16 protein-coding genes are annotated in these 17,211 nt (G+C 39.3%); 2 read left to right on the forward strand and 14 right to left on the reverse strand.

Features of this window, described 5'->3' with window-relative positions; translation table 11 throughout:
• Positions 1-34: 34 nt before the first annotated feature.
• The 5 genes from CEF16_RS10425 to CEF16_RS10445 all read right to left on the reverse strand — a co-directional run bounded on the left by CEF16_RS10425 (position 35) and on the right by CEF16_RS10445 (position 4,840).
• The gene (locus CEF16_RS10425) at positions 35-1,345 is read right to left on the reverse strand and encodes a CBS domain-containing protein (protein WP_091581761.1); all 1,311 of its coding nucleotides are present in this window, start codon (positions 1,343-1,345) and stop codon (positions 35-37) included.
• Positions 1,346-1,590: 245 nt separating this feature from the next.
• Positions 1,591-2,274, reverse strand: a complete 684-nt coding sequence (locus tag CEF16_RS10430) for a metal-dependent hydrolase (RefSeq protein WP_091581758.1) — start codon at positions 2,272-2,274, stop codon at positions 1,591-1,593.
• Between the two features lie 137 nt (positions 2,275-2,411).
• A complete protein-coding gene (ald, locus tag CEF16_RS10435; protein ID WP_091581755.1) occupies positions 2,412-3,527 on the reverse strand; it encodes an alanine dehydrogenase in 1,116 nt (371 codons plus the stop codon).
• A gap of 124 nt (positions 3,528-3,651) precedes the next feature.
• A complete protein-coding gene (locus CEF16_RS10440; RefSeq protein ID WP_091581752.1) occupies positions 3,652-4,029 on the reverse strand; it encodes a hypothetical protein in 378 nt (125 codons plus the stop codon).
• 52 nt (positions 4,030-4,081) lie between these two features.
• The gene (locus tag CEF16_RS10445) at positions 4,082-4,840 is read right to left on the reverse strand and encodes an SDR family oxidoreductase (protein ID WP_091581750.1); all 759 of its coding nucleotides are present in this window, start codon (positions 4,838-4,840) and stop codon (positions 4,082-4,084) included.
• A gap of 388 nt (positions 4,841-5,228) precedes the next feature.
• Here CEF16_RS10445 and CEF16_RS10450 point away from each other — a divergent pair, with 388 nt between their 5' ends.
• A complete protein-coding gene (locus CEF16_RS10450; protein ID WP_091581747.1) occupies positions 5,229-5,663 on the forward strand; it encodes a universal stress protein in 435 nt (144 codons plus the stop codon).
• A 190-nt stretch (positions 5,664-5,853) separates the two neighbouring features.
• On the opposite strand, the gene argH is transcribed toward CEF16_RS10450, so the two are convergent.
• Together argH and CEF16_RS10460 are read right to left on the reverse strand one after the other, a co-directional pair.
• Positions 5,854-7,233: an argininosuccinate lyase gene (argH, locus tag CEF16_RS10455; protein ID WP_091581745.1), complete on the reverse strand. Its 1,380-nt coding sequence runs from the start codon at positions 7,231-7,233 to the stop codon at positions 5,854-5,856.
• Positions 7,230-8,435 carry an argininosuccinate synthase gene (locus CEF16_RS10460; protein WP_091581743.1) on the reverse strand — a complete coding sequence of 402 codons (1,206 nt, stop codon included), beginning with the start codon at positions 8,433-8,435 and terminating at the stop codon, positions 7,230-7,232. The genes argH and CEF16_RS10460 overlap by 4 nt, the downstream gene beginning before the upstream one ends.
• 388 nt (positions 8,436-8,823) lie before the next feature.
• Here CEF16_RS10460 and CEF16_RS10465 point away from each other — a divergent pair, with 388 nt between their 5' ends.
• Complete coding sequence (locus CEF16_RS10465) at positions 8,824-9,138, forward strand: hypothetical protein (protein ID WP_091582116.1); 315 nt, start codon at positions 8,824-8,826, stop codon at positions 9,136-9,138.
• Here CEF16_RS10465 and CEF16_RS10470 read toward each other — a convergent pair.
• The 7 genes from CEF16_RS10470 to CEF16_RS10500 all read right to left on the reverse strand — a co-directional run bounded on the left by CEF16_RS10470 (position 9,118) and on the right by CEF16_RS10500 (position 17,114).
• A complete protein-coding gene (locus CEF16_RS10470; protein ID WP_091581740.1) occupies positions 9,118-9,960 on the reverse strand; it encodes an EcsC family protein in 843 nt (280 codons plus the stop codon). The genes CEF16_RS10465 and CEF16_RS10470 overlap by 21 nt on opposite strands.
• Positions 9,917-12,397, reverse strand: coding sequence for a Lon protease family protein (locus tag CEF16_RS10475; RefSeq protein ID WP_170031809.1), 2,481 nt, complete (start codon positions 12,395-12,397; stop codon positions 9,917-9,919). The genes CEF16_RS10470 and CEF16_RS10475 overlap by 44 nt, the downstream gene beginning before the upstream one ends.
• Positions 12,398-12,706: 309 nt before the next feature.
• Positions 12,707-13,891 (reverse strand): acetate/propionate family kinase, encoded by a 1,185-nt coding sequence (locus tag CEF16_RS10480; RefSeq protein WP_091581735.1) that lies wholly within the window; start codon positions 13,889-13,891, stop codon positions 12,707-12,709.
• Positions 13,892-14,104: 213 nt separating this feature from the next.
• Entirely contained in the window at positions 14,105-15,097 is a 993-nt protein-coding gene (locus CEF16_RS10485; RefSeq protein WP_091581733.1) for a class I SAM-dependent methyltransferase, read from the reverse strand.
• A gap of 163 nt (positions 15,098-15,260) precedes the next feature.
• On the reverse strand, positions 15,261-15,761 hold the full coding sequence (tpx, locus tag CEF16_RS10490; protein ID WP_091581730.1) for a thiol peroxidase: 501 nt from the start codon (positions 15,759-15,761) through the stop codon (positions 15,261-15,263).
• Between the two features lie 235 nt (positions 15,762-15,996).
• Positions 15,997-16,434 carry a GerW family sporulation protein gene (gene ytfJ, locus CEF16_RS10495; protein ID WP_091581727.1) on the reverse strand — a complete coding sequence of 146 codons (438 nt, stop codon included), beginning with the start codon at positions 16,432-16,434 and terminating at the stop codon, positions 15,997-15,999.
• On the reverse strand, positions 16,434-17,114 hold the full coding sequence (locus tag CEF16_RS10500) for a DUF2953 domain-containing protein (protein WP_091581724.1): 681 nt from the start codon (positions 17,112-17,114) through the stop codon (positions 16,434-16,436). The genes ytfJ and CEF16_RS10500 overlap by 1 nt, the downstream gene beginning before the upstream one ends.
• Between the last annotated feature and the right edge of the window lie 97 nt (positions 17,115-17,211).

Genomic DNA, 17,211 nt, shown 5'->3' on the forward strand with positions numbered 1-17,211 from the left:
GGTTCATATATTAAACGGTCAAGTCTTCTTTTATTTAACGATCAAGCAGCTGGGCCATCAGTAATGCTTTTCCGACGATCTCTCCTTCATGATAGAGTTCCACGTCCACTTTTCCGTGCTTACGGCCGACTTCAAGCAGCTTTCCTTTCATGTCTATTGTACTTTCTATTTGAACTGGTTTTATGAAATAAAGCGTGATGTTTTCGACGACAAGGTCTCCTCGTTTGTATTGTTTCAACAACCTGCTTCCGGTTTCTGTTACTAACGTAGTGAGAACACCATATGAAATCATTCCAAGTTGATTTGTCATTTGAGGAGTCACTTCACATTGATAGTTGTACTCCGAACCTGCTCTCATTTCATGAAAACGACCTGTAACTAAATCATCAAGTGTTTCCCCGACATGGGGCTGGCGCTGTGTCATTTGCAATGCTTTTAACACATCCTGCCGACTGATTACACCGAGAAGATGGCGCTGCTCGTCTATAACAGGAAGTAATTCTATTCCTTCCCATACCATGACATGGGCTACCGAAGCAACCGATGTCCGTTCGTTCACAGTAATAGGGTTTTTAGTCATTACTTTTTCAATTGGTGTTTGCATTTGCGCTCCCAGAACGTCTTTTGCAGCTATCATTCCTTGCACTTTCATTTCCGGATCTATTACCGGATAGCGGCTGTGGCCCGTACGCTGATTCATTTGGTGCCACTTATTAACTGTATTATCTGTCGTCATAAAATACGTATCCTGCAGAGGAATTAAAATGTCATTAACGAGAACGATTTCCTTTTTAATCAGCTGGTCATAAATAGCTCTGTTAATCATAGTGGCTACCGTAAATGTGTCATAACTTGTCGTAATAACAGGAAGCTCCAGTTCATCCGCTAAAGCAATAACATTTTCGTTCGTATCAAAACCGCCAGTAATGAGAACCGCAGCCCCGGCTTCAAGTGCAAGCTTGTGTACTTGGTACCGGTTGCCGACGATTAATAGATTTCCTGCTTCTACATAACGCATCATTGCTTCTAGTTTCATTGCTCCGATAACAAAGCGGTTTAATGTTTTATGCAGGCCATTCCTGCCTCCAAGAACTTGTCCTTCTACGATGTTAACCACTTCAGCATATGTTAGCTTTTCAATGTTATCTTTTTGCTTCTTTTCTATACGAATCGTCCCTACACGTTCTATCGTACTAACTAGTCCCTGGTTTTCTGCTTCTTTTATGGCACGATAAGCTGTTCCTTCACTAACTTGCAGTGCTTTTGCAATTCGCCGTACCGAAATTTTTTCTCCAACTCCAAGTTCTGTAATGTATTGAAGAATTTGTTCATGTTTTGTTGCCATGCCTTTCACCTCACTGCATATGACCTGTACCATTACAATTAAATTTCTGTATTATATCCCATTATACTTTCCCGTTTTCACCATAGCAAGAATGAATGTTTGTTCAACTATATTTTTTCCTGTGAAATCAATGTTGTAAACGCTGTTACTTTGTGAACGGATACACTAGAAAAATAATAAAATAAAAAAGCTGTTCCAAGTCATATTAAATAACTTTGGAACAGCACTCCATTATCAATTTATTGTTATAAGTCGATGAATTCTCCTGCTTTCAGTGCTTTCCCTTTGATAGGCGATATTGCTTCTACAAACGCCTCTGCATCCTGCTTAATCGGCGGGAAAGTGTTGTAATGTATCGGTACGGTATAGCCCGGTTCAACCCACTGAACAGCTTGCTTGGCATCTTCTGGTCCCATTGTGAAGTTATCTCCAATAGGAACGAACAATAAGTCTACATTGTTGCGCTCGCCAATTAACTTCATATCTGAAAACAAACCAGTGTCACCCATGTGATATACTGTCTTGCCTTCTGCTTCGAAGATAATCCCTGCAGGCATTCCAGTATAGACAATTTTTTCATTCTCTTCTTCTGTGTAAGAAGAGCCGTGAAAAGCCTGCGTCAATTTCACACGGCCAAAATCAAAGGTATACCCTCCGCCAATATGCAGCGGATGGGTTTCTACACCTTTCCACCCTAAATAAGTAGCAAGTTCAAACGGTGCTACTACGAGCGAACGATTGCGTTTGGCAATTTCGACGGTATCTCCTACGTGGTCATTATGGCCGTGCGTCAATAAAATAACATCCGGCTTCACCTTGTCCGCGTCGAGGTCACATAATTCGTTACCTGTGATAAAAGGGTCAATTAAAATGTTTTTTCCATTAGTTTCAATGTTAACTACGGAATGTCCGTGATAACTTACTTTCATTCTGTGCCCTCCCTTTGTTTTTCTTAACGGGAATGTTTTTTACATCTGTCCCTCTACTACTTTTCGATCCATATCTTCTTTTTCCTTTTCTTACGTTATAATAAACTTAAAAATTTGTAGAACAACAACGCAAATAATTAAGATATCATATTTTGTAAGTTAGTATAAGGGATATCTTGGGCATCAGCTATGGCTTTATACACAAGGTGGCCGTGGATAGTGTTTACCCCCATAAATAAGGCGTTATCTTCTTTGCATGCTGTTTCAGCTCCTTTGCGGGCTAACGCAAGTGCATATGGTACAGTAACATTCGTTAAAGCTAAAGTGGAGGTGCGCGGAACAGCACCCGGCATGTTCGCAACGGCGTAATGAATAACATCATGTCTTGTATAAACAGGATTATCATGCGTGGTAATGTGATCGGTTGTTTCAAATATACCGCCCTGATCTATCGCCACATCTACAAGTACCGAGCCCGGATCCATGCTCTTTACCATTTCTTCTGTTACGAGCTTTGGTGCTTTTGCTCCTGGAATAAGGACTGCTCCTATGACAAGATCTGACTCCTTTACGGCCTCTGCAACCGTCACTGGATTTGAGATCATCGTATGAATATCTTTTCCGAATATATCATCCAGTTCTCTCAGCCGCGCTGGATTTACATCAAGAATCGTCACATCTGCTCCAAGTCCTGAAGCAATTTTAGCTGCATTCGTTCCAGCAGTTCCTCCTCCAATGACTGCAGTTTTTCCCCGTTTCACCCCCGGCACCCCTGATAATAGAATGCCTTTGCCGCCTTTCGTTTTTTCTAAAAACTGCGCTCCCATTTGAGCAGCCATTCTCCCGGCTACTTCACTCATGGGAGTTAACAAGGGCAGGGAACCATCTGGGAGCTGAACAGTTTCATAAGCAATCGCGGTCACCTTTTTATCCAAAAGGGCTTTTGTCAGATCTGGAAGAGGTGCAAGGTGCAAGTACGTAAACAATATCAACCCTTCCCTAAAATAAACATACTCCTCGGGCACGGGGTCCTTAACTTTAACCACCATATCTTGCGCCCATGCTTCCCGAGGTGTGTCAACCATTATCGCTCCCGCCGATTCAAATTCTATATCAGTAAAACCAGAGCCTGATCCTGCTCCTTTTTCAACATATACCTCATGATGTTGTTCTTTGAACTGCAGAACGCCTCCTGGTGTAAGTGCTACTCGGTTTTCGTTATTTTTAACCTCCTTTGGCACTCCAATCTTCATATCTCATTCTCCTTCCCTCTTCTATTGTTATTCCTTTTATACCCTTTCCTATCCATTTTCATGTAGATTTCACATAGAAAGAAAAAGCCCAGAAGTATTAGTACTCCTCGGCTTCATCATCTTGTTATTCTTTTTCCTCCTGCCATAACCATGTATATAAATCTCCGTTCTCATCCTGCCATCTTACATCTAAACGAGTTAGTCCTTCACATCCGCTGTTTTTAAATGCTTCAGCCAATTCCTTATCCGTAACATCTTTGTTTAAGTTTGCAGTCTGATAAACAGATTCCACTTTATCTTTTGCCTCTTCTCCGTGAAAAGCTCGCCCTTCCATATGGTATTCAAAATCATTTGGACTATTATATTCCCAATGATAAACACCGTCTTCTGTTTCGGCTGTAGCTTTAAAGAGAAAAATTTCACTTAGTGCTTGGGCTTCAGCCATCTGAACGGATAAAGGTAGGCTTAGCATTACAACGAAAAAAGTAAGAGATATCTTCACCGTCATCACCTCATATGTAAGGTGCCAATTATTAGGATATTTTATTCATGATTTATCGTCGTTTATGCAATACGTCTACACCGCCAGTAACTTCAATAACAGAGCCAGTAATCATATCGGAGTCTTCTTCACATAAAAAAGTAATCGTTCTTGCAATATCTTCTCCGGCTGCCGGACGTCCTACAGGTGTATTTTTATCCCGTACGGTCTTGGCAGCTTGGATAGAAGATTCTTTGTAGTCTTCTGTAATAACCCCCGGGCATACCATGTTAACGGTTATTCCATGTTCTGCTTCTTCAATGGAAACCGTTTTTGTTAAAGATACCAATCCTGTTTTAGCTGCAGCATAGGCTGATCGGTAAATCCATGCCGGAGCTTCCTGTGCGCCTTGAAAACCATATGTAACAATTCTGCCAAATTGCTGCGCTCTCATTAGTGGAATGACTTCCTGAAACAAGTAGAACATCGATGATAAATTGCCATTCACCATTTCATTCCATTCATTTGCGGTATAATCCATTAGCTTTTTTCTTTCAAAAATATAAGGGCCGGCATTATTAACAAGAATATCGATTCTCCCGAATGTGCTATGGGCTTTTGCTGTCAGTTTTTTTATATCTTCTGGCTTAGTGACATCTGCTTGCACAAATTGAATGCGATCTTCAGCATCCAGCCATTCTTCTTTCATTTTTTTCATTGCCGCAAGATCGTTTCGATAACTTACTGTTATGGAATATCCTTTATGTAAAAAACGTTCGGATACTTTTTTTCCTAATCCTTTTGTTCCTGCTGTAACAAGTGCATGACGCATGAAAGCTCCTCCTTCAACGATAAGAAAGAAATATACAGCTCTAATAATTTTCAAGTATAAAAAATAAAGTCGGTACAGTATGAACAAATTTCGATATTCATGTGTGTATTTAGTAGAAGTCCCTTTATCTTAAGTTGTTCAGGGCGCTTTCACTTTCTTAAGGCGGCCAGCCGAATTTTTCTGTTACTTCCATCTTACTACGAAAAGTTGCTCTCGTAAAAAATATTAAATGTTTGTCCAAGCACACATTAGGGAAAAATATTAAAAAGAACATGCCGCATTCGCTCATTTTTTACACCTATTTTGTGACGTACAATACATCTAATGTATACCTTTTCATGATATAATAATAATGGAAAGAGCAGTATTTTACAGGGGGGTATGGAAAATGCCAAAGTATCACAATATTCTTGTTGCAGTAGATGGATCGAATGAGGCAAAGCGTGCTTTCAAAAAAGCGGCCGACATTGCTGGTGAAAATAATGCCAAATTGGTAATTGCTCACATCATCGATACCCGTACATTTGCTACAATTGAACAATACGACAGAACGATCGTATCGCGAGCAGAAAAATACGGGCAAGAACTTCTCGATCAATACAAGGGGGAAGCTAATCAAGCTGGGGTTGAAGAAGTTACTACTGTTATAGATTTTGGTTCACCTAAAGTTAAAATTCCTAAAGATATTGCTAAGCGTTATGAAACGGATTTAATCATTACAGGGGCTACTGGGTTAAATGCAGTAGAACGTATGTTGATTGGAAGTGTTTCCGAAGCTATTGCAAGACAAGCTAAATGTGACGTTATGATTGTGCGTTCTTAACGACAAGACTAAGAAACATTAGAACTTTACGGCTGATGCTTATATTACTATTTCAAATAAAAAAGAGCAGACATGGAAGCGATAGCTCCTTACTGCTCTTTTTTTTATACTTTGTTAAACTTTGTTAAAGGATCAAAGATATAAGTAAAACTAACTTCTGCTATTCTAACTTGGAAGTTTTTCTAAAGTCTTACTTTTGTTTTACTTTTTCCTGTCCTAACTCAATGGCTTTTTTCACTTGTGCAAATCCTGTTCCGCCAGCACTGTTTCTTCTTTTCACTACCGTGGAAGGCTTAAGCACTTCATAGATATCTTCTTCAAAAAGATCGCTTGCTTGTTTGTAGTCTTTCATAGATAAATCAAGCAGATAAATATCCTTTTGTATACACAACAGTACCAACTTACCAACTACTTCATGCGCTTCTCTAAACGGCATACCTTTTGATGCTAAATAATCAGCAAGCTCTGTTGCATTGGAGAAATCGGAATGGGTTTCCTTTTCCATTACACCTTTATTCACTTTCATCGTTTCAATCATGCCGGTAAATATTTTCACAGACCCTTTTACGGTTGTGACGGTATCAAACATACCCTCTTTGTCTTCTTGCATATCTTTGTTGTAGGCTAAAGGCAGTCCTTTTAGCAATGTTAAAAGAGAAAACAAATTACCATAGACCCGTCCTATTTTTCCGCGAATTAATTCAGCCATATCAGGGTTTTTCTTTTGCGGCATGATACTGCTTCCGGTCGCAAATGTGTCGTCTAGCTCGATAAATTGAAATTCCTGACTCGACCATAGAATAAATTCTTCAGCAAGACGAGAAAGATGCATCATGATCATAGAAGATGCACTCATAAATTCTAGAATAAAATCACGGTCACTTACCGCATCAAGGCTGTTCTCATAAATGCCGTCAAATTCCAACAGCTCTGCTGTATAATGGCGGTCTATTGGAAAAGTTGTCCCAGCAAGTGCGCCGGCACCGAGCGGGGAAATATTCAGCCGTTTCAAACTATCTTCGAGCCTAGTATAATCACGTTCTAGCATCCAGAAATATGCCATTAAGTGATGAGCAAATGAAACAGGCTGAGCCCGCTGCAAGTGCGTATAACCAGGAATAATTGTTTCAACATGTTGTTCTGCTTGTCCAAGCAGCGCTTCTTGCATTTGTTTAACAAGTTCCATTATTTCATTCGTATGCTTCCTTAAATAAAGATGCATATCGGTAGCAACTTGATCATTTCTGCTGCGGCCTGTGTGCAGCTTTCCTCCAACCGGACCGATTTCATCCGTTAAAAACTTTTCGATATTTAAATGAATATCTTCATTTTGAACAGAGTATTCCAGTTCGTTCTTGTCTGCTTTTTCTAAAAGTGTTTTTAACCCTTGTGTAATTGTTTTTGCTTCTTCATCTGTAATAATATCGCAGGCAGCCAGCATTTTAACATGTGCCAGGCTTCCTGTAATGTCTTCTTCTACCAGCTCTTTATCAAAAGGGATGGATGCCCCAAAGGCATCCACCCATTCTTCCGCGCTTTTAGTAAATCTTCCGCCCCATAGCTTTGTCATACGTTTACACCTTTCTTGTTTACCATGCTGTGTACTTTTGTCGGCAGTCCCCATAGTTCGATAAAGCCAACTGCTGCATTTTGATTGAATTCATCCTCAGGTGTATACGTTGCAAGCTTTTCATTGTAGAGAGAAAGGTCTGATTTTCTTCCTTCTACGATTGCATTTCCTTTGAACAGTTTCACTCTGACAAGACCAGTTACATTTTGCTGTGTTTCTTGTAAAAACGCTTCGAGTGCATTTCTAATTTGGGAGAACCATAGCCCTTCATAGATCACTTCAGACAGCTTTTTCTCTACTACTGGTTTGAAATGAGCTACCTCTTTTGGAAGAGTGAGGTCTTCTAGTTCTTTATGTGCTTTAATTAATGTCATAGCACCCGGGCATTCGTATACCTCTCTTGATTTAATACCAACCATTCTATTTTCTACGTGATCGATTCTGCCAATTCCGTGCTTTCCGGCAACAGCATTAAGCTCCAAAATTAATTCGTCGAGTTCGTAAGCCGTACCATTTAATGCAACAGGTTTTCCTTGTTTAAATTCAATTTCAATAATATCTGCCGCGTCCGGTGTTTTTTCAATCGGATTAGTAAGCTCATATGCTCCTTCAGGAGGAGTAGCCCATGGATCTTCAAGAACACCGCACTCGTTACTTCTGCCCCAGAGGTTTTGGTCTACGGAGTAAGGATTGTCAAGATCGATCGGAATTGGAATCTCATGCTTTTTCGCATACTCAATTTCTTCATCTCTGGACCAGCCCCACTCTCTTACTGGTGCAAGTACTTCGAGATCAGGGTTTAAAGCTTGAATGGATACTTCAAAACGAACTTGGTCATTCCCTTTACCCGTGCAGCCATGTGCGACAGCATCCGCGTTTGTTTGTTCAGCAATTTCAACAAGTTTTTTCGAAATGAGCGGTCTTGAAAGAGCAGATACGAGCGGATATTTTTGTTCATAAAGAGTATGAGCCTGCATAGCCGGTAGAACAAACTCTTCTGCAAACTCTTTTTTAGCATCAATCGTATATGATTGAACTGCACCAACTTGCAGTGCTTTTTCTTTTACAAATTCAAGGTCTTTGCCTTCTCCTACGTCTAACCCTACAGCTACCACATCGTATCCATTATCGCTAAGCCACTGAATTGCAACGGAAGTATCAAGCCCTCCGGAATATGCAAGTACTACTTTTTTATTCGCCATTTATAAATTCCCTCCACCTTCATACATTGAATATTCATACTGAAGTTATTATTTTTATACATTGTTTTGCAAAAATATGAGAGGCCTTTGCCTCACCCTCTAAACAATAAGTAATGTATGTTTCGTTGTTATTAATTACTTTAACAAGGGTTATGACATTTTGCAATACTTATTCATAAAAAAGCATAAAAATTTATTTTTTGTCTTTAAAACAATCCCATATACAAACCGGTTTCTAACATTAATATAGACGTGTGAAATCACAGTGCCTCCCTGTAAAATACTGAAAACATAAGCCTTCAATGTTATACTATATTCATTCAACCAACAGAAATCGAGGATATTTTTAATATTATTATGGTATGAGTGAGGAAGGGGAGAGATGCATATGTCTTGCAAATTTTTAAAAGATCAGCGCCTTGGAATTGAACTTCCCATTCTAGAAAAAGAATGGGAAGCTTATGAATCAGAAATGCAAAACATCATTTTAGAAAAGTGGGAAGAAATCCGCGGCCAGATCCCTGAACGAATTGCTGAGATCGAAGAAGACATTCATTCCAAACAAGCATGTCTTGATATAGAAGAAAATTTTAAAAAATGCTGTCAACTCAATAATGAGATTGCAGAGCTAGCCTCCAAAATTAATGATCTCTGGCTTTGGTATCGAACGCATCCGACGGTATCACATGACATGTTCAGCTAAATAGCGTTTTTCATAGAAAAAACCAGCCCATTCGGAAACTTGCTTTGTTAATTGATAATTACAAGCTGCGCCTGTCACTATCCCAATGATAGGTACTCCGTACATCAGTTTTTTACGGAGAGCCTTTAATAGAAACAACTTGCATGTTTGACGAAGCGGCTGGTGCAGCCAGTCTGCAGCCACAATTTTTTCTTCTCCTTCATAAAACCAAGGAAATTCTTTTTCTTTTCCAGCTTCTTGTTCTAACTCTTGCCATGCTTGTTTCTGCAAGTTTTGCGGAAGAGAAGCTCCGTGAAATACTTTCAAAGCTATCATCATCTCAAATGGATTCCTCAGGTCATATCCGTAACAAAGGGCACTAAGCTGGACTGTTCTTAAGTTGATAAGAAAAACGGCAGGAAGATCACTCGCATTAAGAATAACCCCTCCCATTCCTGTCATTCCCCCTTGTCCGAGTGAGAAAAGGCGTTGTTTTGCCATAAACTGATAATGGATAAAATGAAGCTGGTTTATTGTCAACCTTTTTAAATCCTGAATATCTTTTACATCTTCATCAAAAATACGCGCCTCTAAAATAATGCGTTTTTCCGCTTCTTCATGAAACCGTGAATGAAGAATGAATGACTGAGCATAAAATAAAAAACGGTCTGTCATATTAAGCAAGTATTTTTTTTGTTTTTGTGGCAATGTATTAATTAATTTTTCCAAGGTTTTATCAAACAGGCGTTTATACATATTATGGCTGCTAGACAACTGGTTTTCCCAATGAATGATTTCTTTATATCGTTGTTCTGCCCTGCTTTCCTGGGGCAAAGTCGCCATCTTTATACGTTTCCTCCTTATCTTCTTGGGAATTATTTTCTAAAAATTTTTGTTGAGACAACGTATGAAGCATTTTCAATATTCTTCTTTGTACTGTACCGTATACAGTCTCTTCCGGATAGTTTCCATCCCCGTCTTTTTCGCCAGCTGGCATACCCGTTAAAATTTCAATTCCATCTTTAATCGTTGAGACCGCCCATATGTGAAAGAGATTATTTTCTATTGCTTCAATTACTTCATTTCTCAGCATCAAATGCTTTACATTCTGGTGGGGAATGATCACACCCTGTGTGCCAGTCAGACCTTTTTTACGGCAGACATAGAAAAAACCTTCTATCTTTTCATTCACTCCGCCAATAGACTGTACTTCTCCAAATTGATTTACCGAACCAGTGACTGCAATATCCTGGCGAAGTGGAATTTGACCTAGAGAAGATAATAATGCATAAAGCTCCGTGCTTGAAGCACTGTCGCCATCAACCATGAAATAAGATTGTTCAAACGTTATGCTAGCTGCTAATGGTAAAGGATAATCTTGAGCAAATTCAGCCTGTAAATAGCCGGATAATATATGAAGCCCTTTTGTATGTATGGACCCCGTTAATAATGATTCCCTATCAATATTTACGATCCCTTTCCGCCCCACATAGGTTCTTGCTGTTACTCTAGTAGGATGGCCAAATGAATACTCGCCGGTATGGGATACGACCAGGGCATTTAGCTGGCCAATTGCTCTGCCATCTGTTGAAATCATAATTGTTCCGTCATCTATAGCTTCATATAGCCGCTGTTCGCTGCGATTAGACCTAAAAAATCTTTCCTTTAATGCTTCGCTTATATGCCGATCTTTTATAAAGGATTCATTTTCTTTTTCCGCCCAATAGTTGGCCTCAATTAATATTTCGGTGACTTCATGAAAACGTGTAGACAGTTTCCTTCGATTATTAGCTAATCTTGTACTATAATCGATCACTTTTGCCAATGCTTCTTTTGTTAAGTGGTGCAGCTGTTCTTTTCTGCAAAAGGATGCTACAAATGAAGCGTAATCTAATTGATGTTTTATATTCCTTTCCATGTCTGTATCAAAATCAACTTTCACTTTAAACAGTTTTTTGAAGTCTTCATCTGCTCGATATAAAAGCTGGTATAACGAAGGAGTACCAATTAATATTACTTTTATTTTAAGTGGAATTGCTTCAGGTTTGATAACACTTTTCGTAAAAACTTCCGTGTCTTCATAGGAATTTTCCATACGCAGTTCGCCGGTTCTTAATACTTGCTTTAATGCTTTCCAAGAATAAGGATGGGATAAAACATCTGCAGCATTGAGAATAAGATATCCCCCGTTTGTCAAATGCAGACTCCCCGCTCTCATCATTGAAAAATCAGTTGAAACAGACCCGAACGTATTTTTATAGTCGACTTTCCCAAAGAGATTGGCATATGAAGGATGTATTTCATATATCACTGGCGCTCCTTTGGTTTGACTATGATCAACTAGAACATTTACTTTATATCTTTGCTTTACGTCCTGGGACACTTGAAGAATTGTGTTCAGTTCTTCTTCTTCGCTTTCCTTTTTCGGTAAAAATTGTTTCCAATGCTGGATGACATCCTGTTCTAATTCATTTAAATAATTAAGTACATTAGAAAATTCTTGATAATCTTCCTTCACAGAGGAAATGAAACCATGAATAGATTGATGAACTAATTGTTCTTCTGCTTCTCTTAACTGTTTACGAAGTTTTCTTTTTGCAATCTGCTGGTGACGCAGCACTTCATTTACGTTTCTCGTTAATTCCTTGCTTTTTTTCATAACTTTTTCTCTAATGTCATCTGGGAGCTGGTTAAATGACTCATCACTATGGGCTTCTCCATTTTCGTTTAAGGGAATAGCAACGACCCCTTGCTGACTTCTTTCAATGGTAAACTCCTGCTCCCTTGCCTGTTTTTCAAGATCGCTCCATTTTTTGTTCATCAATTCTTCATGCTGCTGTGCCATTTCCACTTTCTTGCGCTCGAACGGTTTCCCCGTTAGAACTTTTTCAATTTCATCCTCAATATCCTGCACAAGTTCTTCTACATCCTGAGCAAACACACTTCCTGTTCCTGCGGGCATAGAAATCGCTTTTGGTTTATCCGGATTTTGAAAATTGTATGTATAAACCCAATCCGGCGGTGTTTCTTTCGCCATTGCTGTTTCTTTTGTTTTTCTTTTTGCATATGTAGTTTTCCCTGTTCCACTCGGGCCAGTTAAAAACAGGTGATGGCCTTCGTTTCTTACATTCAGTCCAAAATCCATCGCTTTAACGGCACGATGCTGTCCAATGATTCCTTTGTTTTCTTGTTCAATTTCTGCCGTTGTTTCAAACGAAAACATCTCTGGATCACATCGTTCTGCAAGATTGTTTATATTAACTTTTAAATCGGTCCGCATTCCATACCTCCATTCATTATTATTTATGGTTGTTACTAAGTATTCGAGAATAAAGACTAATTTCCTTTTAAAGGAATCAGAAATCTTAACCTGTTCGATTAATTTGGTTATGCGAAAAACTTGGCTTGTGATAATATACATTTTTACATGTTTAGAAAGACTCGGTTTGTCGCCAAGTCCTTATTAGCGAAAGCCTTAGTTTTTCTTATCTTTAATCCTTTAATGAAGTTAAACTTTCTTAAAAAGTATAAAAAAGGCCTATCCTTCTAGCATATTAAGCGTTAGAAGAAAAGGCTTTTATTTATTTTACTAGCCGAGACGCAGGGTGTCCCTGGCAATCATTACTTCTTCATTTGTAGGGACGATAAGAACATTAACCGGAGAACCTTCTTTATTAATAAAAGCTTCTTCTCCCCGAATATCGTTTTTCTTTTCATCAAATTGTACACCCATAAATTCAAGGCCTTTGCATACTTTTTCCCGAATGGTCAAACTGTTTTCGCCTACCCCTGCAGTAAACACTATTGCGTCTAGGCCATTCATGCTTGCTGCATATGCACCTATATACTTATGAATCCTTGTTGTATAAATGTCTAGAGCCGTTTGAGCTTTTTCATCGCCCTCTTTTGCATGTTCTTCAATGTCACGAAGGTCACTTGAAAATTCACTTAATCCTAACATACCGCTTTCTTTATTGAATACAGAAATAATCTCTTCGGCAGTTTGTCCCGTTTTTTCCATTAAAAATGGAATCAGTGCCGGGTCTACATTTCCAGTACGCGTGCCCATCGTTACTCCTGCAAGCGGCGTAAAACCCATAGACGTATCGACAGATTTACCGCCGTCGATCGCTGTAATGCTAGCTCCGTTTCCTATGTGGCAGGAGATAATCTTTAGATCCTTTTGCGGCTGCTCCATTAGTTCTGCTGCACGCTGGCCGACATATTTATGAGAGGTACCATGAAAACCATATTTGCGAATGCCATATTTCTCATAATACTCATAAGGTACACTGTATAAGTATTTTTCTTTTGGCATCGTTTGATGAAATGCCGTGTCAAATACGGCTACAGATGGTACATTTGGAAGAATTTCTTTGAATGCTTTAATGCCGATAATATTGGCAGGGTTATGAAGCGGGGCAAGTTCACTTACTTCTTCAATCCCTTTTAAAACTTCTTCCTCTATTAAAACAGAATCAGAAAACTTTTCTCCCCCGTGAACCACGCGGTGTCCAATTCCGTTGATTTCGTCTAATGATTCGATAATACGGTGTGCAGTGAGACCTTCTAATAACTTTTTAACTGCTGCGGAGTGATCTGGAATCGGCGTTGTTTCACTTACTTTTTCCCCATCTACTTCTATCGTAATTTTAGGACCGTCAAGCCCGATTCTTTCTACGAGACCTTTGGTTATCACTTCTTCTTCAGGCATATTTAGCAGCTGAAATTTTAAAGACGAGCTGCCTGCATTAATAGCCATGATTTTCGCCATGAAAAAATGCTCCTTTTCTATAAATTAACGCTTTTCTCGTTATGTTTTGATTTACCTCCTCTATTTAAACACCCGGCCTTTCCAATTGCAAGCAGACCCTTGGTATATCAGTGAAATTCAATACATTCATTAAATTCAGATATGTAGGCGTTTCCTTCATTTATTGAGATGCAAAAAAACAGCGACCTTTTCTAAGGTACGCTGCTTTGCATACTAAGAAGTAAAACCTTGTTCTTGAAACCATTTATCCATTTGCTGCACCATGTCTAAAAGGGCGTCTTGTTTAGAAAAAGATGGGAGCTCAGCAAGTAAAGCCTGTCCTGGCTGAACGACGTTCGGTCCTTTTTTCTGAAGGAGCCAAATGCTTTTTCCGAATTGTTCCGTTTTAAACATTGAGGAAGGCAGCTGCAAAAGACCAAGTATAACAGCTTCATCTTTAATATACTGATGCAATACAGGTGCTTGTTCACTCTCAAACATAAAGTTAGGGATGAGAAGTACTAGAAATCCGCCTTCTTTTAAATGGGTTATGCTCTTTTCAATCAATAAATGATGAACATAGGAGTGGCCATCCTTGGCCTTTAACGTGAAAGACTCAGCCACTTCGTCTTTTGGATAATAGCCTGCCGGAAGATCGGATACGACCACATCGACTGGCGGAGATGCAAGCTGCTCAATGCTGTCTTGGTGGAAAAGTTCTACGTCATGCTCTTGTAAGTTAGAGAGAACATAAGCAATGTTCAGCAAGGTTTCATCTACTTCTGCACCATAAGCTAGACTTTCTTTTGAGAGTTGATTTAATACAGCACTCAAAAGGTTAGCAGTCCCGGCAGCAGGGTCTAGCAGTGCCAATGATTCTTTTTTAGAAGTTAATTTGTTAACGAGATACCCCATAAACATTGCAACCGCATCAGGCGTCATGGCATGGTGAGGCTGAACCGCTTCTTTCATTCCTTTTATGACTGCAAGCTGAAATGCTTTACGGATTTCTTCTTTTTTCATTTCTTTCGGCAGTTCTTCTGTTATTTTCTTTTCCAGCCGTTTTTTTTCTTCGTCAGGCAGAGATTGTATGACGGCCTGCTGAAAAATATTTTCTCCGCTCTCAGCTAACGCTTCTAAGTATGTCATCTCTGAATGACTTTGAATAGAAACAGCCATGTCATCAATCAAGGCATGCAGCTTTTCTACTTCGGTTACCGGTTGCATGATATATCGCCCTTTCCACGAAATTCTATCTCTTATATTGTTCGAGTTTTCATGTCTTTTCCCTTCGAAAGTATAGCAAAAATAAAAGGACAAGGACAATAAAAACCCCATTCCTATTAAATAAGGAACAGGGCTGACACGTCTTTTTTTATAAATCCTCGATTTATTTAGCCTCTTTCGCTGCATTTACAGCCGCTTCATAGTCCGGGTGATTGGTAGCCTCAGACACATATTCGGTATAGGTTACTTCATCATTGCTGTCTATAACAAAAATGGAGCGTGCTAACAAACGAAGCTCTTCGATTGCCACTCCGTAATTTTTACCGAAGGAAAGGTCGCGGTGGTCGGATAACACTTGAAGGTTATCGATACCTGCTGCTGCACACCATCTTTTTTGCGCAAATGGAAGGTCCACACTGATAGTAATGACTTCCACACCATCGAGGTTTGCTGCTTCTTCATTAAAACGGCGGGTCTGCTGGTCACATACACCAGTATCTACAGATGGCACTACACTGATCAGCCGTACTTTTCCTTTCGTGTCTGCTAACGTTACTTCTGATAAATCGTTAGCAAGTACTTTAAAATCCGGTGCTTTGTCTCCCGGTTTTACTTCCTCTCCTAACAACGTAACAGGGTTCTCTTTAAATGTAATTTCCGCCATGTTTCTTCCTCCTCATTTTTTAAGTATGTACACTTTCAATAGTACGCTTCTATTTCTCACTTTTCAAACAACTAACATTAGTTATTTCACTTACCCTTTTTAGACAAAAATAAAACCCGGCAGAAATACATGTTTTCTGCACGGGTAAATGACAAACATAGATACACCGCTGTATGACAGTATAGGCTCATCAGCTGCAAGGAATAGAAGTTTAACCAAACGAAATACGCTTGTACTAAATAGGAGGAGTTTGCCCTGGCGGATTTTGACCGTTGTTTTGATTATTTTGATTTCCGTTTCCTTTAAGCATATCTTGTATTTTTTCTACCACTTGCGGCGTAAATTCAAGCAATTTTTCGTAAAGATGTGTGCTTTCATCCATGTGTACCATTTTTACGCCTTTCGAATTAACGATAAGAAAAGCAATAGGAGTAATCGATACACCACCACCGCTTCCTCCTCCAAATGGGTGGTCCATCGCTGGATCACTGCTGCCGTTTTTCATAAATTCACTTCCGCCGGCGGCAAAACCGAAACCTACTCTGGTTACCGGCATAATCACACTGCCATCCGGTGTTTCTACCGGATCACCGACTATGGTGTTTACGTCCACCATTTCTTTCAAGTTTTCCATCGCTGTGCGCATCAAGCCCTCAATAGGATGGTCAGTCATCAAGACGCCTCCTTGTTTTTAGTTTCTTCTTTCGTTTTTTGCCATAACTTAAATACGTTACCATTCATATGCTTCATCACACGAATTCCGGCAATGATAGCATGCCCCAGCCGCATAAAAAACATACATGAGAACGTGGTATCGGCTGCCTTCTTTTGAAAATTTGGCTTAATATCCATTTCCGGAGAGCATTTCCACTTAAATACTGCTGAAGCAATGCCGGCTGCCATGCTTTTCACAGACCAAAGCATTCCTGTAAGAAACCCTGTCCAGGCAGCATCCCCTATACCGATTTCACTTTTCCAGTCAAATTCAATAATTTTTATTTTTCCTAGAAAAGAAGTTAATATAGAGCGGAGTCCGTCTATGTGTTTCAGCCATAATTGAAGTATTTCCATTTGATTTTTTAATTCTTCCGGCGTTTCTTTTATATCCTTTTCTTTGTTGTTTCCTGCAGTACTTTTTGATTTTTCTTTAAATACGACAGAAGACGTTTCTTCATCAAAAGACATCACCGGTATTTCAAAGTTTTTGTAAAAAAAATACCACACCGTAATTTTAACGCGAATATCTTGTTTCTTGCTTTTTTGCTCAAACTGAATTGATATTTCGATAGGTGTTACTACGATAAAAACAGCCAGCAATAGCAGCCCGCCTGCAATAATGAGAAACCAAAACATACATCATCCATCCGTCTATTATAATTTAATTACCATTATAACCAATAATTTACACTACCAAACAGAAAAATGCTCCCTTCTTCAGGGACCGTAAAAA

Source organism: Alteribacillus bidgolensis (assembly GCF_002886255.1).
Taxonomy (GTDB): domain Bacteria; phylum Bacillota; class Bacilli; order Bacillales; family Marinococcaceae; genus Alteribacillus; species Alteribacillus bidgolensis.